Consider the following 20,184-nt stretch of genomic DNA (forward strand, 5'->3'; position numbering starts at 1 on the left):
TACTGTACTACTTATTCATTTTTGAGTAGACGTCCTTCAGGTCGTTGTAACCTGATTTAAGGTGTTCTGTATACTCTACAGTTTCCCACGGATTCCACTTATAAATTGGCTGATTTTTAAGATCCAGCTTGCTCTCATTACCACCCGGCCAGGAGATCTGTTTGGTTGCGCGGTCTACAATCCACGGTACAAACGTAATTCCTGCTGTCTTCAAGGTCGAGAACGTGCGTCCCGTCTTAAGTGGAGAATAGTCAATGACCTGCTGAGAGCTTGGATCCGCAAATCCAAGAAGCATCCAAGGAATACGAAGCTCTACCTGCTTACCGCTGTACTGCCATGAAGTCAGGGAGTCAAACTGTGCACTCTTCCGGTCGGAAGTGCCCCGCTTCAAGGTACCTACTGTCTCATCCTGGAATGGATGGGCCGTACGGGTATCCGGCGGAGTCATGGTCAAGCTGACCGCCAGCTTCCAAGGCTGGAATGCTATTTTATCCGCAGCTTTCTGCTCTGGAAGCATCCAGTACCCATACTTTCCGTACAGTCGCTGGTGGAAGTCATAAGACGGAGCAACCTTCACCTGAGTCTCCTTATCTTTACCAATGACAATCAGATTCTCAAGTCCGTCGCTTAGCGTCTTGTTCGGCAGCTCATTCTTCGGCTGATCGCCACCTGGCTGTGTATCTGTGCCCAGATACATTAGTGACTTCTCAGGATCGAAATTGTTCTCAAGCTCAAGCCCGATATATACGTAGGCTTCATCATGAGTGACTTTCATTTTGCTAATACCTGGCGTGGTCTTGTCCCACTCTGTGACCTGGTCCTTCGGAAGTGAGTTCCAGTCATCCAGCTTGCCGTCAATGATGAGCTTGTCTGATTTGCCAGAGCCCATAGCAACGACGCCGAACTGCTTCTCATTCGTCAGAACATTAAGCCAGTAGGAACGACGGTCAGCGGGGATTTCAAAACGCATGGTATTCCATGTTTTCTTGAACCACTCATCCTGCCACATGAACAGGATCGCTCCTGAATATCCTTCATCATAAATATCCTGAGTTAGTGAGGCGTTAATCTCGCCCTGTTCCTTCTCATTGTGGCCCCCTTGATTGCGTCCTCCCGGACCTATGTGCGATACACCCACAGATGAAGGTACACCGTATTCAGTAACCATGATCGGAATATCCTTGTAATATGCTTTAAGCTTCCGTAAGTAAGCTTTGTAAGTATTGAATCCACCCTTCCCATCAGGGATGGTCTGCAGTGTCTTATCCAAATGGAACAGATCAGGATAATAAGGATACACATGGTATGCCGCAAAATAACCAGCTTTCCAATTCACTGGCTTGACGTGAGTCGCATCTACACTAACGAGATCCTCTTGGAATAGAGGTTCACCAGGATGCTTAAGTACATCCGTTGTTACCCAGTTGGTGAAGGTTACCGGATGCTCCCAGCCGTAGGTTTGCTCTTTGGCTGCTGCACGATCCAGCATACTGGCCAAGAAGCTTTCAAACGGACTAGCTTTATCCGTCGCGCTGAAGTATTTGCCCTGATAAGGAGCTTGTCCAGCATGAACCTTGTTCGTATTCTCCACCATTTCCGGATCCCACTCAGTTCCGATATGCCACGCCATCAAGTAAGCGCCTGCGTTGGTTGTATACTTGCCTCCAGCAAAGCCAGGATTAACAGGTATGTCCAAATCCCCGTATACGGCACTAACTACCTTGTCGATATCCTGCTCGAAAGCTTTGGGGATTCCTCCGCCGTAAGCATCCTTGGATTCAATTAGCTGCTCTTCCTGTGAGTAGACTCCCTGGATGAAATACAGAGGATTCTCTCCCTTATCGCGATTAAATTTCACTAATGACGTATAAAAGACGGGATTATGGATCGTATAGACCCGAATTACATTTGCACCCATATCATGGATTTGCTGGAACCATCTTAGATAGTCCTCTTCTGTTGCCGGGAACTCGCCCGGAAAATGACCCGGTACTGTTGCTCCTAGATTGACACCTTTAACAAAGATTTCTTTCCAGTTCCCTTTCCCGTCGTATCTCAGGAACTTGTCTCCCGAGGTCTGGAACTTCATTTCCGTTCCGTCCGAGGTAGCGTAACTTGTGTGGGACGGAGGAAGATACAAGAATACCAGGGAGGTTACCCCTCCAATTAAAATGATTCCAATCGTAATCCATAAAATTATTCGTTTGCGCGCTAATTTTGACATCGATATAAAATCCCTTCACCTCGCTATTTTTTTGTATGCAGGCGATTATCATAGTATGGGCACTTCACACCTCCACTTCCTATGTCACTCCTTAATGATTAACCAAGTGAACTCCTAATGTAACTAGGCGGATGGGAGCATTTTTTTTCGGGACTTTCATGAAAGTTGCACGACATTACAAAACATTTCTTACAAAAGACCAGCAAGCAGGCCAAACACAAAAACTCCCAAAATACTATGATTTTTCCTGTTGCGACATCCCTTGAGTTTCCTTATCATTGCTGGCGAGAGCCCTTCTTTACTCGGATTTCTCCTGTTCAACCCATAGTCTCAGGATCATTATATGTATTATCAAACACTAACGATATATCGAAGTTGTGGTTAAGATCCCACTCTTTTCCAAAGTGGTAACAAATTTGATACCAAAGTCTTATCGTGAATCGCTGACAAAACGCTCTATATCAACGTTTTTCATTTATTTCCATTTTCGAAAAAGGGTTATGAAGACCTATACCGGGTCTTTTGGTAATTTGCTAACTTCCGTTTTCAACTTACCCCGGGAAATAGTCCTGTTTCGACCTCCTTTTTTCCTAGGATCAGGTTCCCTCTTTTCCTTATTTCTGTAAAAAAAGTCAACAAGCCCGCTGAGCTCACCTCTAGGCCGCTTTCAGCATTTCTACCTCATTCGATACGATGCTTCCTCATTCGACATTACCGGTCCTGCCTCTGGAGTCGGTGAAATTTCTCATTTAACCCTAAATAGTGGGTCAAGAATGTCTTTACGACTAGTTTTTGAACCCTTTATTTCTTGTTTTTTGTGACAAAATCGATAATTTTCGAATTTTCTTTGTGGATTCCACAAGTTCCCTAAGCTGCTCAATAAATAAGAAATAGAGGTTATCCGCCCCGGGATAACCTCTTCAATCATGTTTAGATTTCTTTTTTGGCCAAATCTACTCTTTAACTGCCTTATACCCACCCACTGCAGCATACCAATTCAGAAAATCTTTTGCGACGGCTTCTCCAGCGGGCCCATTGGGATGAGGATCGTCTGGACTGCTCATATACTCGGGTTTAATCCGATGTTCCTGTGGTTCGGGCTGCGACAGCACACGAGCTATATCATATATATAGTCCACACCTGCGGGTGGATGATTCAGAATTTCTTTATTTGCAGTACGCCAGATCTGCTCACGCTCCTCCATAAAGTTAAAAGGCGGAACCGTGCTTAATAGAATAGTCACTCCGGGTCTGTTCTCCCTAAGGGCAGCAACAATGGTGCCAAGATCATGTAATAGCTCTTCAGCCGACCTCTTACCAACATCTATATCGTTAACTCCAAGCACAATGAGCACTTCATCCCCCTGCTTGGCCTTATGCAGCCACGGTCCGTCTGAAGCCGCATCGTATGCCCGCCCCCAGCCGGAGCCGAGATTCCAAACCCCATACTCTGGACCCAGACTATCGGCAATCCTTGCTGCCCAATACGCATAGGCGTCTTTCTCCGTCCGGACTCCTTGGGTTATAGAGTCGCCAAGTATGACAATCTTCCTTGCATTTTCTCTCTTGTATCCAATAAAGGAGGGCATGACCAGAAGCTGCTCGGATACTCGTTCAGGCGGGAATGAGACCTGATCTGCTAAATGCCCCTCGGCATCGTAGGCCGAAGCCAGCATTCCCTCCACATTATATGGAATCGACTTGCCCGGGCCTGGTGCGGAAAGAGTCCAGCTGAATACCAGATCATGGCCCTCGGCAATATCCACGGTGACTTCATCACTGTAAAAGCGTTCGCCTGGTTCTACCTCTCTGGAGTGGCTGCCCCCGAACGTCAGCGGGACAAGTGACCCGGCTACAACACTGCCGTCTCTCTCCCGCCCTCCGTCTCCCAGAAATGCGGACTCAATTCTCCACGATCCACCGGCTTCACTTCCAGCCGCATCCTGCCCCATGTCCCAAGTGGAGTCCACCGAGTTGCTGTGCCATATCCGAATTTGCAGCCGTCCCGTCTCCCTTGGACGCAGATAAGTTCGATAAGTATGCGTGAAGCCCATAGGCTCATTCATAATAAAGTTGGCTGCGCTCGATAGTGCTGTAACGGATACATAGTCCTTATTCCAAAGTTCTTCTTGCCGCTGATTCAGTCCTGACATCGTTCTCCTCCTTTTTGTATATTATTTGCATTATACGAAGGTCCCGAAATCATTACTAATATTATCAAACCTATATGTTACACAATTCTGATGTAAGACAGGGGTATCCCTACGGATGACCGTAAAGATACCCCTGTATCAAAGAGAGCCGTTACTTGTAATGGCCTCCAATTTTTCGTGATCTTTCAAGCGCCTGCCCTGAAGAAGTCAGAGATGCAGCCCTTACAATAGCAGCGCTGCCATACCTGTCTTTGATAGAATCGGTCGCCTTGTTCAGAGCCTGGGATTTGGCCAGATCATCGAACAGCGTCAGCTGATATTCTTCATCCGTAGCCAGCTGGCTGAGAGTTACTCCGATTTGACGCACGGGCATACGATCCCAATGCCGGTAGAACAAGGTTTTGGCTACACGAAATACGGTGTTCGTATCATTCGTTGGATCCGGGATTTTCATCTGGCGTGAAAAACCGGACGGGGCCTCGTAAGGGCTACACATACAGCCTACGGATACAACCTGGCCCATATATCCCTTGCGGCGGCAGTCTCGGCAGACCTCCTCGGTAATTTCCAAGAGTACCGTATTAATCTGCTCTTCATCCGTGTAATCCTGGGGGAGGGTCATCATATGACCGACAGACTTGGGCGGTGTGTTGAATGTAGCCGGCGTCACAGGAGAATCGTCCATGCCGTTAGCTGTCCTCCACATTACCTCAGCCTGGATATCGCTTTGCTTGCCGAACCGGGCCCGGAACTTCTCCTTGAGCCGAGGCAGCGGCGTTCTGGCGACATCACCAATCGTATACATCCCTAAGCTTAAAAAATGGTTCCGCATGCGGGATCCCACCCCGAACATTTTGTCCACCGGCTTCTCCCAGAGGGTTTCGGCTAACTCGGACTTGTTCAGAATATAGATGCCTTCGGCATTCTTCTTCGCCCAAATATCCGTTGCTGCTTTGGCCAGCATCTTATTGGAGCTGATCCCAAAGCGTACCTTGACACCGGTTTCGTCAAGCACCTTCTGCTGGATCGTTCGCGCAATCGTGTGCGGATCGCCAAAAATCTTCAGACTTCCCGTCACATCCAAGAACTGCTCATCAATCGAGAAGATCTCAACCAGGTCGGTATACTGCTCATAAATTTTTGTAATCTTAAGGGAAATGTCGATATACATCTGCATCCGGGGCTTAACCACAACTACTTCGGGACATTTACTCAGCGCCTCACCCAGCCGCTCCGCTGTAGTTATTCCATAAGTCTTGGCAATAGGGCAGGCAGCCAAAATGATTCCTGATCTCCGGGCAGGATCTCCTGCAACAACAAGAGGACGATCCTTGTAAGCAGGATGATCGGCTTTCTCCACACTGGCGTAAAAGGATTGACAGTCTCCCAGCATAATAACCCGTTCGGCTGCTTTCACTTGAACACCACCTCTTCCAGATAAAAGGTTACGCGTCTATTGATCTCCGCCCGGGCGAAGCTCCACAGCATAGAGAATTCATATTGGTAGCCCCGGCACAAATAACGGGCTTCGAGCCCGGCTTCGGTACGATGCTGCTCATATACCTTGATTCCATGCTGACGCATTTTCTGCCGGATCTGACTCAGCTCCCGGGTAATCCGGGACTGCAATCCACGAAGCACAGCCCCATAAAGCTCCGGCAGCTTAAAGGGGCTCGAACCTGATGAGACCAGTCTCAAATCCCTCTCCATTAAATCGAGCATCAGCGGCAGTAAAAGAAATTCCTTCACCCAGCCCGCCTCCTCCTCAGTCCGGTAAGGCACCTGCTTCATGAAATATTCCTTCTTCGCACTGAGGCTGGCTTCCCATGTGCCTGTTTAACCTTGTTAAGGATAATTACATTCCTGAACCAGAATACCCTCATCCTACTCACCCACCATCAGAACGTTTGTTCTTATTATATTCATAATACGAACAAATATTCGCTTTGACAACAGGTTATTCCTGGGGGATCGACCTTGAATAGGTTTTAATGGATGAGACTTATTGTTCTGTCAAAATAATCGGGCCGTCTGCGGTAATCGCAACCGTATGTTCATACTGGGCGGACAGCTTCCCGTCTGCGGTGCGGGCTGTCCAGCCATCCTGATCGATGCTGATGCGGTGCGTACCTTCATTAATCATCGGCTCAATTGTAAATACCATCCCTTCTTTCAAGCGGATTCCCTTCCCGGCTGCACCCACATGCTCGTAGTTAGGCTCTTCATGCAGGGAGCGACCAATACCATGGCCTAGTAAATCTCGCACAACCGAGAAACCGTTATTCTCCGCATGCTTCTGAATAGCGGACACCACATCCCCAAGCCGGTTACCCGGAACAGCCTGCTCGATACCCAGATACAGACATTCCCGTGTGACCCGCATCAGCTTCTGGGCAGGTTCGCTAACCTGACCCACTTCATAACACCAAGCCGAATCACCGAACCAGCCGTCACACTCCACCACGATATCAATCTTGGCGATATCCCCTTCCTTCAGCGGCGTTATGCCCGGGAAGCCATGAGCGACCACATCATTAACCGAAGCGCAAGTCTCCGCAGGGAACCCATTATATCCTTTGGTGAACTGCTTCCCACCCAGCTTAATAATATGTTTAGCCACAAAGTCATTGATTTCCAAGGTAGTAACCCCAGGTGCGATCAGCTTTGCGATTTCACGGTGGCAGTCGGCCACAATTTCACTGGCCCTTCTCATAGCCTCGATGTCTTGTTTTGATTTCAGAATAATCACAGTTATACGGCTCCTCTCATCTCTAAAAGCTGCCAAGCAGCAGTATTGCAATTTCTTGTTCATTCATATCAGCAGAGCGGCGGTACACCGATAGACCTGCACAGCCCACCAAACCGGCAATAATTAGAAAGGCCGATTCATCTGAACGCGGATCCTTGGTTATAGTTCCGAGCGCCTCGGCCAAAGGAGTAATCACACCCTGTCTGAACCTTTCCCTAAATACCGCCGCTTCCGGCTCAGGGAGTTCACGAAAATGCTCGCAAGCGAGCTTATAAAGAACAAAAAGGGAAGGATCCTTCCTCCACCTTCCCAGCAGAGCTATACCATAAGCTTTGACAGAACTGCCCTGACTTAGATAATTCAGCCCCATTTTCTCAGCCTCATCCAAGGCCATGTTAAGAAGATCAGATAATAAATCATACTTATTCTTATAATAGTGATATACCGTGCCATAACCGAGATCCGCAGCCGCAGCTATATCACGCATTTCCATATTTATCCCTTTAAGCACATACGTCTCGGCAGCTGCCCTCAAAATCTGTCCAATGCGGCGGGTACGGATAGCTTCATTTTGCTCTTTGGTGCGAGGAGTCAAGCAGTCATCCCCCTTTCTTTTTTGACCTACTTACATGTCAATATAAAATTACACCCAATTGGACAAAATAGCAATCAGCCATATCCCACGAGCCCGCTTAATCCTTATATAGAACCAAGTAAGCCCGGTCATTAATGCACCGGGCCGGGGAGAATTACTTATAATTATTTTGCTCCGTTTTATGAAACTTTTCATTGTCTGTTCTGAGCATTTCTTTCCGTCTGTCATTCTTCTGCTGCTGGAATTGCTGGGCCTGCTGACTCGTTACCGGCGTGGTTTCCAGCTCCTTTACCGTGTTGATCAGGTTTTTATCAGGATGAATAGAACTTGAGCTCATACTGAAGTCTCCTCTCTTTACTGCGATTAGTGAACGTAGTTCATGTGTTATTGTCCCAGATCACAGATCAGAGTATTCGTTGTTTAATGAAAGCTCCATCAGTCCATTATTTTAAGCCGTCATTCCTTTATTTCATAACAAAACAAGCCGACCCCGGCAGAACCGGGTATCAGCTTGAAGTGTTAAAGCACCTGCAAATTTACCTGAACATTCCCCACAGCTTAATCAGGTGAAATGTATTTTTCGGGTCAATTTTCTGAGTGATGACGAACTGAACCATTTGCTGCTCCTGAACCGAGGACAATCTCTCATTCAGGATCACCGCAGCAGATCTCACCAGCCTGTGTACTTTGGCCGGATCCTGCAAATCTCCCTTGGTAAGGTTCTCCGTTAGCTGCTTCACTCGATCCTTGACGGCCTTGTTCTTCATCTTGAGCTTAACCCGATCAACAAGCTGCGGACTGATTCCAAACTGCTGATAATTCAAAGCGGCTTCTCACCTCCCGTCCGTCACTGTTCTAATATATGACGGCAGGAGAGCATATAGTGCACCAAAATGCCTTTTCTCGAGAACCATTTCGCACTCACAGCCAATGAATAATTCTCAAGTTCAGGCTCACATAGTCACTAATCGATCAGCTCACCTTGCAAAACCTGCTCCCGCTGCAAATAATGCCGCAGCGGGCTGTACACGGGCGAAGTCCAGAACGCTTCTTCGCCCACCAGCGAGGCGGCATCCTCCCTCGCCTCCTCAAGCACTGCGAAATCGCTGACCATGTCCGCGATTCGGAACTCCGGCACGCCGCTCTGCTTCGTGCCGAAGAAATCGCCGGGACCGCGAAGCGCAAGGTCCCGCCGGGCCACTTCGAAGCCGTCGTCCGTGTCGGTCATGACCTTCATCCGCTCCTGACCTACCTCCGACTTCGGATCTGCGATGAGCACGCAGTAGGAGGCGTGCTCCCCCCGGCCAACCCGGCCGCGAAGCTGGTGAAGCTGGGACAAGCCGAACCGGTCGGCGTCCATAATAATCATCAGCGTCGCATTGGGAACGTCTACGCCGACCTCGACCACGGTCGTCGAGACGAGGAGCTGCACCTCGTTCGCATAGAACTCGCGCATTACTTCTTCCTTCTCGGCCGCCGTCATCCGGCCGTGCAGCAGACCTACCTTGAAGTCCGGGAAGGCCTGCGACATCGACACATAGAGGTCGATGGCATTCTGCACATCCAGCTTCTCGGACTCCTCAATCAGCGGGCAGATCAGGTAAGCCTGACGCCCCTGCTCGATCTCGCGCGAGATGAATCCAAGCACCCGATCCATCTTGTCATGTTTGACCCAGTAGGAAGAAATAGGCTTTCTTCCTTTGGGACGCTCGGACAGTGTCGACACATCCATATCGCCAAAAGCCGTGATGGCCAGCGTCCGGGGAATCGGCGTAGCCGTCATCGTGAGGACATCCGGGTTGAACCCTTTTCGCCGCAGAATGCTGCGCTGATTCACGCCGAATCGGTGCTGTTCATCTGTGACGACAAGACTTAAGCTGCGGAAGTACACTTCCTCCTGTATCAGGGCATGGGTGCCCACCACCACATCAACCAGACCCATTTGCAGAGCACCAAGCAGGTCCTTGCGCCGCCTTCCCGTTACACTTCCCGTAAGCAGGCCTACGGTAATCCCGTACGGCTCGAACAGCTTCGTGAGCGACCTCACATGCTGCTCTGCCAGAATTTCAGTCGGTACCATGAAGGCCCCCTGGTGGCCTGACTTGACGGCAGCATATAGCGCAACAGCCGCGATGACCGTCTTCCCGGAGCCAACATCCCCCTGCAGCAGACGATTCATACAGAAAGGGGAGCGCATATCCTTCAGAATCTCCAGCTCCACCTTCTTCTGAGCATCCGTCAGTTCAAACGGAAGACTCCGGACGAACTCCCTGACCGTGGCATTATCTGCCGTGTGCTGAACGCCATCCATCCGTTCATGATTCATGGCCCGGTATGCCTGAAGCTTCAGCTGGAAGAGGAACAACTCTTCATACACCATGCGCTTGCGCGCCTCCTGTCCTTCTTCACTGTCCTGCGGCTGATGAATGCGTAGAATCGCATGCTTTCGTGGCATTAGCTCATACTTACGGACAAGGTCTTCCGGCAGAATCTCCGGGATCATCTCTCCGAACTGGACCAGAGCTTGTCCTACCGTCTTACGCATCCAGGCTTGGGTGATATTGCCTCCCACGGAATAGACAGGCTGTAAGCTTCCGCTGCGGATTACTCCCTTATCCGGAAATTCCGAATCCGAGACGGTCATTTGCGCACGGCGTTGGTCCCATTTGCCTGTAAGTGTAATTTCCCGACCGGGAGTTAGCTGATCCTTCAGGAAATGCCGATTGAACCAAGTTGCCGTGAACATCCACTCATCAGCCATCACTTTACAGGTCAATCTGGATTTTTTGCCATACCGCTGAAGTACCGGAAGTCCCATAATCTTGGCTTGTACCGTTACCTTCTCCCCGTCCTTCACTTCACTTAACGAACGAAGCCGGTAATCCTCATAACGAAACGGATAATATTCAAGTAAATCTTGTACCGTAAAGACGCCAAAGGCGTGAAGCTCCCCCTCTTTGAGAGCACTCACGCCGCTGACCTGCTTCACGGATATCGTACTGATATCCATATTTAATCCCTCACTTTATGCCGGCCAGACGAATACCGCCACAATACCCGGACCCACATGGGTTCCTACCACTGCGCCAATATCCGTCCGCACCACTTCATGCAGCGTGAAATGCTGTGACATTTCGTGCACGATATCTTCGGCAGTCTCCGGATTAACCCCGTCACAGACTGCAATATTCAGATCCTTATGCTCGCCAAAATCCTTTCGGAACAGCTCGACGATACGTAATACTGCCTTCTTGCGTCCCCGAGCCTTATCTACCGGATAAATTACGCCTTCCTCATCCACGGAGAGAATCGGCTTCACATTTAGGACTGTACCTATGATAGCCGCACCCTTGCGAATACGTCCGCCTTTTTGTAAATATTCCAGTGTATCCACTAGGAAATACAACCGGCGGACCTGACGAAGCCGTTCCACCTCATCTATAATATCTTGAACTGAAGCTCCATTAGCCGCAAGCCTTGCAGCCGCAACCACCTGAAGTCCAAATCCATAAGAGGCGCAGCGAGAATCAATGATCGTAATATCCGCTGTCATGCCCTCTTCTTCCATCATGGATTTAGCCAAAAGTGCGGATTGATATGTGCCGCTCATCCCCGAAGAAATATGAATAGAAATAATAGATGCACCCGGGTGCTGATCCAGCAGATCTTGATAGACATTTACGTACTGGGCAGGAGACGTCTGGGAAGTTGTAGGGAGCTCGGGTGACTTTGTTAACCTGTCATAGAATTCGGCCGGCGTAATGTCAACCCCTTCTACAAAGGATTGTTCTTTAAAGTTCACCGTCATCGGGATGACATGGATGCCGTACTCTGAAACCGTCTTTTGCGGAATATCCGCCGTACTGTCGGTAACAATAATAATATGATTCATTTCAGAAATACCCTCCGTCCCGTCCTCTGAACGTTCTCCCAACAAACCAATCAGGATTCAACAGAGAATAAATAGTAATAGATCGGCTGACCGCCCTCGTGAACTTCTACCTCAGCATCAGGATAATTCTCCTTCAGCCAGTTCGACAGCAGCAGGGTATCATCCTTACTTGCCTCTTCACCAGTCAGGATGGTCAGAATTTCATCACCGCTTACGAGCATCTTTTGGAGCAGTGACTCACATGTCTGAAGAAGACCCTCTTCCGTAGACACAATCTTGGAATCTTCAATACCTATATAATGACCTGCTTTAATCTCCAAATCATCAAAATGAGTATCGCGCACCGCATAAGTAACCTGACCGGTCTTCACATGGCCCACTGCGGCAAGCATGCTGTCCGTGTTAATCTGGACACTCTCTTCTTCCTGGAATGCGAATGCTGCTGCAATCCCCTGAGGAATACTCTTGCTTGGAATAACTGTGACACTACGTTCCCCTTCAAGCAGATCACGTGCCTGCTGCGCGGCCAAAACGATATTAGAGTTATTAGGGAGCACAAATACGTGCTGGGCAGAGATCGAATTAATCGCATTGACGAAATCCTCGGTGCTTGGATTCATCGTCTGTCCTCCGGACAGCACAGCATCTACCCCAAGACTTGTGAAAATATCAGCGATTCCCTGGCCCGAGGCCACCGCGATAAATCCGTACGGAGCCATTTCGTCAGCCGGTTGTACAGCGGGTTCAGCCACCCAAGCCTTCTCAGCCGGAATCTCGGCGAAGACTTCCGGAGCTGGAGCGATATCCATACCTGCCGATAACAAATCACGATGCTGCTCTCTCATATTCAGAATATGAATTTGCGTGATCTCGCCATAACGCAGGGCCAAATTCAGAACTTCCCCAGGCGCTTTGGAGTGAACGTGCACCTTAATGACTTCATCGTCCGCAATCACGATGATGGAATCTCCGTTAACAGCCAGAGCTTGCCGGAACTGATTCTCATCAAACCTAGTCCCTTTCGCATCGCCCAATTGGCGATTTATGAAGAATTCCATGTCATACAGGAACTCGATATCCTCCGTCTCCAATCTGGACTGTGCAGATCCAGGCGCTTCGGGGACAGTCTTGAAGACCGGATGGCTTTCTGTACGAGCCTCAGAGCCGAATGCTTGTCCGCGGGCTTCCGTGAAAGGCGCTGCAGCATGGATATTATTAGAGAGATAATCAAAGAAACCTTGGTAAATGTATACCAGACCCTGTCCACCGGAATCCACGACGCCAACTTGTTTCAGTACAGGCAGCTGCTCAGGTGTATGGGCAAGAGCTTCTTTCGCCTTAGCTAGAACTTCTGTCATTAGCTCCACGATATCCGTCGTGCGGCGGGCATAATGAACGGCATGTTTAGCAGCTTCCTTGGCCACAGTAAGAATGGTCCCTTCCACCGGCTTAACGACCGCCTTATACGCCGTGTCTACGCCGCTTTGCAGAGCCGAGGCGAATTGAATCGTATTCAATTCTTCATAAGATGCCGAATAACGGCTGAAGCCCCGGAATAACTGGGACAGAATAACGCCGGAATTTCCGCGTGCTCCCATCAGTAATCCCTTGGACAACACGGCTGCCCTGCTTCCGACACCCCCACTGCCGCCGCTGCGGGTTAACTCCGCCACGCCTGCAGTCATTGTCAGATTCATATTTGTACCGGTATCCCCATCCGGAACCGGGAACACATTAAGGGAATTCACGTGTTCCGCATGCTGCTGAAGTTGAGCAGCACCGGCCAATACCATTGCTGAAAAATCTGTTCCATTTAGAGAACGCTTACTCAATGAGAAATCCCCTTCCTAGCTTGATACACGTACGCCCTGGACTACAATATTCACTTCATCGACTTGAAGTCCAACTATATCGTTCAATACGTATTTGACTCTTTGTTGGATGTTATGGGCCACCTCGGATATCTTGATCCCATAAATGACTATAATATATAGATTGATTACGATTCTATTGTTATCAGGTTTCACTTCTACTCCGCGGGTAAGATTCTCCCGTCCAAGCAGTTCTGCAATACCGTCTTTAAATTGCTTTCGGCTTGCCATCCCCACGAGTCCATAACATTCCATGGCGGCTGATCCGGCAATTACCGCTACCGCTTCATCCGAGATATCAATTTGTCCATATTCGGTATTCAGTTCAATAGCCACTTTCCTTCACTCCTCCCTTAAAAATATTATGGACTATTCAACATTGTACTATAAGAAGAAGGAGAAATAAATAAAAGAAGACCTGGGTCCTTCAAATAAAGTTAGCTAATCGGTTGACGAAGCTTTTTTTGCTGTGATATGATATTCGAGTATTGTTTTATGCAGGTGTATTGGAACAAGGAGGTGTAATTTCGTGTCACGTAAATGTTATGTAACAGGCAAAAAGCCTAGCACAGGTAACCATGTATCTCACGCTAACAACCGTAACCGCCGTACTTGGGGCGTTAACGTCCAAAAGGTCCGCATTCTGGTAAACGGTAAACCAAAACGCGTTTATGTCAGCACTCGCGCTTTGAAATCCGGTAAAGTTACCCGCGTGTAATCTTCAACCAGGCATATAGACAAAAAGCACCTTTTTCATAAGAGGTGCTTTTTTAATGTCTTTTTTAGTTCTTATGAAATGTATTCAGAACGGCCTTCACAAAACCTCCCAAAAATTTAGGCAACTTAAATGTGTAAAACTTCATTATTCACCCTCCCCATACTTCCCATGCTTACTTTATTCTATGACTCGAACCCACATCATGTGTGCTCCGTTCACAAAAAAAAAGGTTACATGAGAACCTTAGCTCATGTAACACAATTTTATGCGCCTTACGCCTGCCCTATTCCTTCAAACCAGGCTGGAGGTCGTCCCTATTTTCACTTACACACGTACACTGTTACGGATTTCGGCAATGGCTCCGGCACGGTCAGGACGGCCGAACACCGCACTTCCAGCGACCAGAACCTCAGCACCAGCCTCTACGACGAGCGGCGCAGTCTGGGCAGTAATTCCGCCATCTACCTCGATAAGCAGGTCTTTCAGCCCCTGCTGCTGCTTAATTTCGTTCAGCTCGCGGATTTTGCGAACCGTACCTGAAATGAAGGACTGCCCGCCAAAGCCAGGATTTACGGTCATAACGAGTACCAGATCAAGATCTTCAATCACTTCTGACAAGACAGATACCGGTGTTCCTGGGTTAATCGCTACGCCTGCCTTAACTCCCTGCTCTTTAATCAGATGGATCACCCGGTGCAGATGAACACAAGCTTCAGCGTGTACAGTAATCAGGTCAGCCCCAGCTTTTGCAAATGCAGGTATGTAAGCATCCGGATTCTCAATCATGAGGTGAACATCCATAAACAAATTGGTATGGGGCTTGATGGCCTCCACAACCAGCGGACCCAAGGTGATATTAGGGACAAAATGTCCATCCATGACATCCACATGGAGCCACTCGGCTCCCGCTTGTTCCACTTCAGCAATTTCTTGGCCCAATTTAGCGAAATCCGCAGATAAAATAGACGGTGCAATATAGATCACTTGATTAGTACCTCCGTTTCTTATCTTTCATTTCCTCATAAAACTGCACATAGTGCTCATATCGGCTGGCAGCAATCTTGCCCTCGTCCAATGCAGCCCTAACCTGGCAGCCAGGTTCATGAAGGTGACTGCATCCACGGAATTTGCATTCCGAGGCATAGGACGCGAATTCACGGAAACACTCAGATAGCTGCTCAACGCCTAATTCTAGAAAATCCAGCTGGCTGAATCCCGGAGTATCCGCGACATAACCTCCGTTCTCAAGTTCGATAAGCTCGACGTGACGCGTCGTATGCTTACCTCTTCCAAGACGCAGGCTGATTGCGCTTGTCTCTAGGCCTAGACCAGGCAGCATCGCATTCAGGAGCGAAGACTTGCCTACACCGGATTGTCCGGAGAAGACACTAATCTCTCCGGCAAGCCGCTTAAGGACCTCTTCCGTTCCTGTACCCGTATGTGAACTGGTGACAATGACTTCATATCCGATAGATCTGTATAACTCACTAACCTGCTTGGTCAATTCATCAGCTGTATTCGAATCATCCAATAGATCACGCTTGGTTAGACAAATCAGCGTCTCAAGACCCTCATTCTCAATGTGGACCAGGAACTTGTCCAGCAGTTGAAGATTCATGTCGGGTTCGCGAAGAGAGAACAGCAGGACAGCCAGACGGGCATTCGCAACGGGCGGACGAATCAGTTCCGACACACGTGGCAAAATCTCCGTAACTGTCCCTTCTCCATTCTCCGTAGGCTCAAAAATTACCCTGTCGCCTACAAGCGGAGTAATTCCTCTCTTCTTGAACACTCCCCGACCACGGCACTGAACCGGTTCACCCGGTCCACCGCCTGTCTCTTTCACATAATAATATCCGCTTAAAGCCTTAACAATTAAGCCCTCAGGCATGTATGCAGCCTCACTTCCATGTTATCTGCCTTTTTCCTGATCTTTTTTCTTCTCTTTCTCGGCTTTCTTTGCATCCTTTTGAGCTTCTTTAGCCTGCTTATCAGAGCCCGAAGCAAAACGCTCTGTCACACCGCTGTATTCACCGTTAATTGAAGCCGAATCTCCAGAGGTATTATCTCCAGTATTATTAGGATCTTGCTGTTGATCTGGCGGTACAGTATCCGCAGGCTGTCCTATTGGCGTACTAGGCACTGGCACGGTTCCCTGCTTAGCATCAATATAAGATACCGGAAGCGTATCGAGATATTTACCATCCTGATAGACTAGAATGGCCCCATCTTTGGTAGGTGCAAGTACGAGTTCAACTGGGATAGTCTGAGCCGTTTTGATGGTTTTTACACCAGCTTCCCTGTTCTCACCACGGGCATCCGTATACACAAGGCGGATTTTGCTGTTTTTGCCCTCTGTCTTCGGTGCAACCGGCACATTATAGGTATACTTGATCGCTTCAGGCGGGTAGCCGGAGCTTACGAATATCGTAATCTCTTCACCAGGAGATACCTGCTCCTTCGGGGCATATGGATGCTGATTAAATACGAGACCCTGCTCCACCTTGTAGCTGGATTCCTGAACAACCCCGTCTTTTGCCAGCTTCAGTCCATATTCTTTGAGCTTTGCTTCTGCCTGCTGCTGAGTAAGTCCCGTCAAATCAGGCATACTAACCTTTTCTTGTCCCTTGCTTACTGTGAGTTCAATCGCAGCGATAGCAGGATCGAAGTCTGAACCTGCGGCCAGGCTCTGGCCTGTAACTTTTCCAGGATCAGCTTCACTATAATCGTCCTTACGGGTAATCTGATCTGCCTTCATCTGGAATTCATCCATCAGTTTCTTGCTTGCATCCTCGTAGGACAGGCCGCTGAGATCCGGAACCTTCTTGAGCGGCTTATCCACGCTTACCGTCAAGGAAATGGCTGAACCTTGTTTGACTTCTGTACCTTCCGGCTTGCCCTGCTCATAGACGACACCCGCCGCAAAGCCTTCCCGGTATTTCCTTGTAATCGGCTCCTGAACCGTAAGACCGACATTGGCAAGTTCCGCCCTGGCCACATCCTCTTGAAGATTAATTAACTGAGGAACCTTTACGTCAGGCTTATTAAGACTCGCATTGACATACCAGGCAACTCCAAGCATGAATAAGATAACCAGCAGGGTGATCCCGATCCATAAGGTAGGTTTGACCCAACCCTTCTTCTTCGCAGCCGGGGGCTTGGAGGAAGCATTGTCTTCTTCTACTCGTGATGTTCTTCCAGCTGCAGGCCTCTGGACCGGAGGCTTAATAGCCGGGATGACCCGTGTCTTGTCCGCATCATCCAAATCATCAAATACGATCTTAGACTCCGTCCGCCTCTCAGGAAGAAGACACGTCTCCAGATCCCGAAGCATCTCCCTGGCCGACTGATACCGTTCGTTCGGATTCTTGCGCATTGACTTCAGAATGACGTTCTCCACACTTTGTGGAATAAGCGGATTAACAAGCCGAGGTTCTTCAAAATTCTCCTGCAGATGCTTCAAAGCTACACTAATCGGACTTTCACCCAGAAATGGAAGCTTCGATGTCAGCATCTCGTACAGCACAATGCCGAGTGAGTATAAGTCCGATTTCTCTCCGGTTACAACGCCCTTAGCATGCTCAGGAGAGAAATAATGCACGGAGCCTACCACCGAGCCTGTCTGGGTAATTGTCGCCGAAGACGCGGCACGGGCAATTCCGAAGTCCGTAACCTTTACCCGCCCATTACGGCCAATTAATATATTATGAGGCTTAATATCCCGATGAATAATTTGGTTATGATGGGCATGATCAAGGGCATCACAAATTTGTGATGCAATCCGAACGGCCTCATCCACTTGGAGCGGGGCACGTTCTTTTATAATCTCGTTCAAATTCTGGCCTTCAATATACTCCATAACAATATAATGAATATCATCTTCCTGTCCTACATCATAAATACTAACAACGTTGGGATGAGACAGGGATGCAGCGGACTGCGCCTCCCGCCGGAAGCGGCGGATGAATTCCTCATCGTGCACAAATTGTTGGCGCAGAACTTTAATGGCTACATTGCGTCCAAGGAGAATATCCTGTGCCTTGTACACGAGCGCCATTCCGCCCCCGCCAATTCGTTCAATGATTTGATATCGACCGCCCAATTCGTGTCCGATCATGTTGTCCACTCCTTTACACTTGACCCAGCCGTACCCGGTATTTCAAATAAAGCTACAGTAATATTATCTTCCCCGCCTGCATCCAAAGCAAGCTGGAGAAGGTGATCAGCCCGGTCCTTAAGTGATATATTAGACAGTCCTATAGTCTGGGCCATTTGTTGTCTGGATACATAGCTGCTAAGGCCGTCACTGCAAAGAAGGAGAATATCGCCTTCCCTAAGGACAACATGAATAAGATCTACATCCACTTGTGCATCAGTCCCGAGAGCCCGGGTAATCACATTTCTACGGGGATGGTTGTACGCTTCTTCCTCGCTGATCTGACGGCTTTTTACCAGCTCGTTGACTAAGGTGTGATCTTCTGTAAGCTGTGTGATATTCCCCTGCCGGAATAGATAAGCGCGGCTGTCTCCAATATGTCCGATAATACCTTCACGGCGATCCATAAGTATGGCCACAACGGTCGTACCCATATTGTGATATTCTACACTTTCTGAAGCTGTCCGGAATACCACTTCATTGGCATGCAGGATGGCCCTCCTGAGAGCTTCTCTTCGAAGCTCTATAGAAGTTGCTCGGGAGATCGTCTTAAGATCGGACACAATCGTCTCAACAGCTAGTCTGCTGGCTGTGTCACCGGCCTGGTGACCTCCCATTCCATCCGCTACTATACCCAAAGTGAATCCCTGCTCCAAATTAGCTACCCATGATGAGTCTTCGTTTACAGAACGAACATGTCCCACATCACTGACATACACCGTTTTTATCAAATCTTCTCACCTCGCACCAGACTCCATATGCTTCGCCCGCAATTGACCGCAGGCAGCTGCGATATCATGACCTTGTTCCCGGCGGATCGTAACATTGATTCCCTTGTCCGCCAATATGCGTTGGAATTGAAATATGTCATTTCTGGAAGTTCGAGTGTACTTGCGCTCCGGTACATAGTTAACCGGGATCAGATTAACGTGGCAGAGCATGCTCTTGAGGACACTGGCAAGCTCTTCCGCATGCTCAGGTCTATCGTTCACGCCGCCAATTAGCGCATATTCAAAAGTAATTCTGCGCCCCGTCTTGGCTTGGTAATATCTTAACGACTCCATCACATCATCAAATGGAAAGCGGCGGTTAACCGGCATGAGCTTCGACCGAAGCGCATCATTCGGAGCGTGTATGGAGATAGCCAGGTTGATCTGAGTATCTTCATCAGCAAATTTATATATATTAGGCACAATACCGCTGGTTGATACAGTAATATGCCGTTGACCGATATTCAAGCCCTTCTCATGAATCATGAGGCGCAAAAATTTCATGGTCGCTTCATAATTCTCGAACGGCTCGCCTGTTCCCATGATTACGATACTGCTTACACGTTCACCGCGTTCATCCAAAATCTGCTGGGCCCGTACAACTTGCGCCACAATCTCACCCGCCGTCAAGTCTCGCTTCAGTCCCCCAAGCGTTGAGGCACAGAAGGTACAGCCTACACGGCAGCCGACCTGTGTAGTTACACAGATACTGTTACCGTAGTTATGCTTCATAATTACCGTCTCAATAGCGTGGTCATCATGCAGACCGAACAGAAACTTCACCGTTCCATCCTTGGATTCGAACTTGGTTATTTCATTGAGGGTAATGAACTGAAAACTTTCCTTCAACTTCTCGCGCAGGCTCTTGGACAAGTTCGTCATCTCGTCAAAAGAATTAACCCGCTTTACATAAATCCAATCAAAAATTTGCCCTCCGCGAAAAGCGGGCTCACCTTGGGATACAGCCCATTCCTGCAGTTCTTCTAAAGTAAAATCATATATAAAAGGCTTCATGATCACACACCTGTTCTATTTAAGTTAGACTCTAATTGATAT

At 48.6% G+C, this 20,184-nt stretch carries 19 protein-coding genes; 1 reads left to right on the forward strand and 18 read right to left on the reverse strand.

Annotated elements, in window-relative coordinates; all coding sequences use genetic code 11:
- Positions 1 to 7: 7 nt before the first annotated feature.
- The 12 genes from EJP77_RS04375 to EJP77_RS04430 form a co-directional block, all read right to left on the reverse strand.
- The gene (locus EJP77_RS04375) at positions 8 to 2,224 is read right to left on the reverse strand and encodes a hypothetical protein (RefSeq protein WP_127197927.1); all 2,217 of its coding nucleotides are present in this window, start codon (positions 2,222 to 2,224) and stop codon (positions 8 to 10) included.
- A 953-nt stretch (positions 2,225 to 3,177) separates the two neighbouring features.
- Positions 3,178 to 4,377 carry an SGNH/GDSL hydrolase family protein gene (locus tag EJP77_RS04380; RefSeq protein ID WP_127197928.1) on the reverse strand — a complete coding sequence of 400 codons (1,200 nt, stop codon included), beginning with the start codon at positions 4,375 to 4,377 and terminating at the stop codon, positions 3,178 to 3,180.
- Between the two features lie 151 nt (positions 4,378 to 4,528).
- The gene (locus EJP77_RS04385) at positions 4,529 to 5,770 is read right to left on the reverse strand and encodes a DNA polymerase IV (protein ID WP_127198311.1); all 1,242 of its coding nucleotides are present in this window, start codon (positions 5,768 to 5,770) and stop codon (positions 4,529 to 4,531) included.
- 20 nt (positions 5,771 to 5,790) lie between these two features.
- The gene (locus EJP77_RS04390; protein WP_127197929.1) at positions 5,791 to 6,168 is read right to left on the reverse strand and encodes a YhjD family protein; all 378 of its coding nucleotides are present in this window, start codon (positions 6,166 to 6,168) and stop codon (positions 5,791 to 5,793) included.
- Positions 6,169 to 6,379: 211 nt separating this feature from the next.
- The gene (map, locus tag EJP77_RS04395; protein ID WP_127197930.1) at positions 6,380 to 7,126 is read right to left on the reverse strand and encodes a type I methionyl aminopeptidase; all 747 of its coding nucleotides are present in this window, start codon (positions 7,124 to 7,126) and stop codon (positions 6,380 to 6,382) included.
- 22 nt (positions 7,127 to 7,148) lie between these two features.
- A complete protein-coding gene (locus EJP77_RS04400; protein WP_127197931.1) occupies positions 7,149 to 7,721 on the reverse strand; it encodes a TetR/AcrR family transcriptional regulator in 573 nt (190 codons plus the stop codon).
- Positions 7,722 to 7,875: 154 nt separating this feature from the next.
- Entirely contained in the window at positions 7,876 to 8,058 is a 183-nt protein-coding gene (locus EJP77_RS04405) for a hypothetical protein (protein WP_127197932.1), read from the reverse strand.
- Between the two features lie 199 nt (positions 8,059 to 8,257).
- Positions 8,258 to 8,545, reverse strand: coding sequence for a stage VI sporulation protein F (locus tag EJP77_RS04410; RefSeq protein WP_127197933.1), 288 nt, complete (start codon positions 8,543 to 8,545; stop codon positions 8,258 to 8,260).
- A gap of 140 nt (positions 8,546 to 8,685) precedes the next feature.
- Positions 8,686 to 10,731 carry an ATP-dependent DNA helicase RecG gene (gene recG, locus EJP77_RS04415; RefSeq protein WP_127197934.1) on the reverse strand — a complete coding sequence of 682 codons (2,046 nt, stop codon included), beginning with the start codon at positions 10,729 to 10,731 and terminating at the stop codon, positions 8,686 to 8,688.
- A 15-nt stretch (positions 10,732 to 10,746) separates the two neighbouring features.
- Positions 10,747 to 11,613, reverse strand: coding sequence for a DegV family protein (locus EJP77_RS04420; protein ID WP_127197935.1), 867 nt, complete (start codon positions 11,611 to 11,613; stop codon positions 10,747 to 10,749).
- A gap of 50 nt (positions 11,614 to 11,663) precedes the next feature.
- On the reverse strand, positions 11,664 to 13,445 hold the full coding sequence (locus tag EJP77_RS04425; RefSeq protein ID WP_127197936.1) for a DAK2 domain-containing protein: 1,782 nt from the start codon (positions 13,443 to 13,445) through the stop codon (positions 11,664 to 11,666).
- A gap of 15 nt (positions 13,446 to 13,460) precedes the next feature.
- Positions 13,461 to 13,820, reverse strand: coding sequence for an Asp23/Gls24 family envelope stress response protein (locus EJP77_RS04430; RefSeq protein ID WP_127197937.1), 360 nt, complete (start codon positions 13,818 to 13,820; stop codon positions 13,461 to 13,463).
- Positions 13,821 to 14,013: 193 nt separating this feature from the next.
- On the opposite strand from EJP77_RS04430, the gene rpmB reads away from it, so the two are divergent.
- On the forward strand, positions 14,014 to 14,202 hold the full coding sequence (gene rpmB, locus EJP77_RS04435) for a 50S ribosomal protein L28 (RefSeq protein WP_082926854.1): 189 nt from the start codon (positions 14,014 to 14,016) through the stop codon (positions 14,200 to 14,202).
- A 64-nt stretch (positions 14,203 to 14,266) separates the two neighbouring features.
- Here the strand turns inward: rpmB and spoVM are convergent, their stop codons facing one another.
- The 6 genes from spoVM to rlmN all read right to left on the reverse strand — a co-directional run bounded on the left by spoVM (position 14,267) and on the right by rlmN (position 20,142).
- Positions 14,267 to 14,347: a stage V sporulation protein SpoVM gene (gene spoVM / locus EJP77_RS04440; protein ID WP_036621610.1), complete on the reverse strand. Its 81-nt coding sequence runs from the start codon at positions 14,345 to 14,347 to the stop codon at positions 14,267 to 14,269.
- Positions 14,348 to 14,526: 179 nt separating this feature from the next.
- Positions 14,527 to 15,186, reverse strand: a complete 660-nt coding sequence (gene rpe, locus EJP77_RS04445) for a ribulose-phosphate 3-epimerase (protein ID WP_127197938.1) — start codon at positions 15,184 to 15,186, stop codon at positions 14,527 to 14,529.
- Between the two features lie 4 nt (positions 15,187 to 15,190).
- A complete protein-coding gene (rsgA, locus tag EJP77_RS04450) occupies positions 15,191 to 16,093 on the reverse strand; it encodes a ribosome small subunit-dependent GTPase A (RefSeq protein ID WP_127197939.1) in 903 nt (300 codons plus the stop codon).
- A 21-nt stretch (positions 16,094 to 16,114) separates the two neighbouring features.
- A complete protein-coding gene (gene pknB / locus EJP77_RS04455) occupies positions 16,115 to 18,319 on the reverse strand; it encodes a Stk1 family PASTA domain-containing Ser/Thr kinase (protein WP_127197940.1) in 2,205 nt (734 codons plus the stop codon).
- The gene (locus EJP77_RS04460; protein WP_127197941.1) at positions 18,316 to 19,089 is read right to left on the reverse strand and encodes a Stp1/IreP family PP2C-type Ser/Thr phosphatase; all 774 of its coding nucleotides are present in this window, start codon (positions 19,087 to 19,089) and stop codon (positions 18,316 to 18,318) included. Before EJP77_RS04460 ends, pknB begins: the two co-directional genes overlap by 4 nt.
- 6 nt (positions 19,090 to 19,095) lie before the next feature.
- Positions 19,096 to 20,142, reverse strand: coding sequence for a dual-specificity RNA methyltransferase RlmN (rlmN, locus tag EJP77_RS04465; protein WP_127197942.1), 1,047 nt, complete (start codon positions 20,140 to 20,142; stop codon positions 19,096 to 19,098).
- Between the last annotated feature and the right edge of the window lie 42 nt (positions 20,143 to 20,184).

It is taken from the genome of Paenibacillus zeisoli (genome assembly GCF_003994465.1).
Lineage (GTDB): Bacteria > Bacillota > Bacilli > Paenibacillales > Paenibacillaceae > Fontibacillus > Fontibacillus zeisoli.

Bases quoted from the DNA above. Each gene is read 5' to 3' on its own strand.
- EJP77_RS04375 (WP_127197927.1), bottom strand. From the start codon at position 2,224: ATGTCAAAATTAGCGCGCAAACGAATAATTTTATGGATTACGATTGGA.
- EJP77_RS04380 (WP_127197928.1), bottom strand. From the start codon at position 4,377: ATGTCAGGACTGAATCAGCGGCAAGAAGAACTTTGGAATAAGGACTAT.
- EJP77_RS04385 (WP_127198311.1), bottom strand. From the start codon at position 5,770: ATGCTGGGAGACTGTCAATCCTTTTACGCCAGTGTGGAGAAAGCCGAT.
- EJP77_RS04390 (WP_127197929.1), bottom strand. From the start codon at position 6,168: ATGAAGCAGGTGCCTTACCGGACTGAGGAGGAGGCGGGCTGGGTGAAG.
- EJP77_RS04405 (WP_127197932.1), bottom strand. From the start codon at position 8,058: ATGAGCTCAAGTTCTATTCATCCTGATAAAAACCTGATCAACACGGTA.
- recG (WP_127197934.1), bottom strand. From the start codon at position 10,731: ATGGATATCAGTACGATATCCGTGAAGCAGGTCAGCGGCGTGAGTGCT.
- EJP77_RS04420 (WP_127197935.1), bottom strand. From the start codon at position 11,613: ATGAATCATATTATTATTGTTACCGACAGTACGGCGGATATTCCGCAA.
- spoVM (WP_036621610.1), bottom strand. From the start codon at position 14,347: ATGAAGTTTTACACATTTAAGTTGCCTAAATTTTTGGGAGGTTTTGTG.
- rsgA (WP_127197939.1), bottom strand. From the start codon at position 16,093: ATGCCTGAGGGCTTAATTGTTAAGGCTTTAAGCGGATATTATTATGTG.
- pknB (WP_127197940.1), bottom strand. From the start codon at position 18,319: ATGATCGGACACGAATTGGGCGGTCGATATCAAATCATTGAACGAATT.
- rlmN (WP_127197942.1), bottom strand. From the start codon at position 20,142: ATGAAGCCTTTTATATATGATTTTACTTTAGAAGAACTGCAGGAATGG.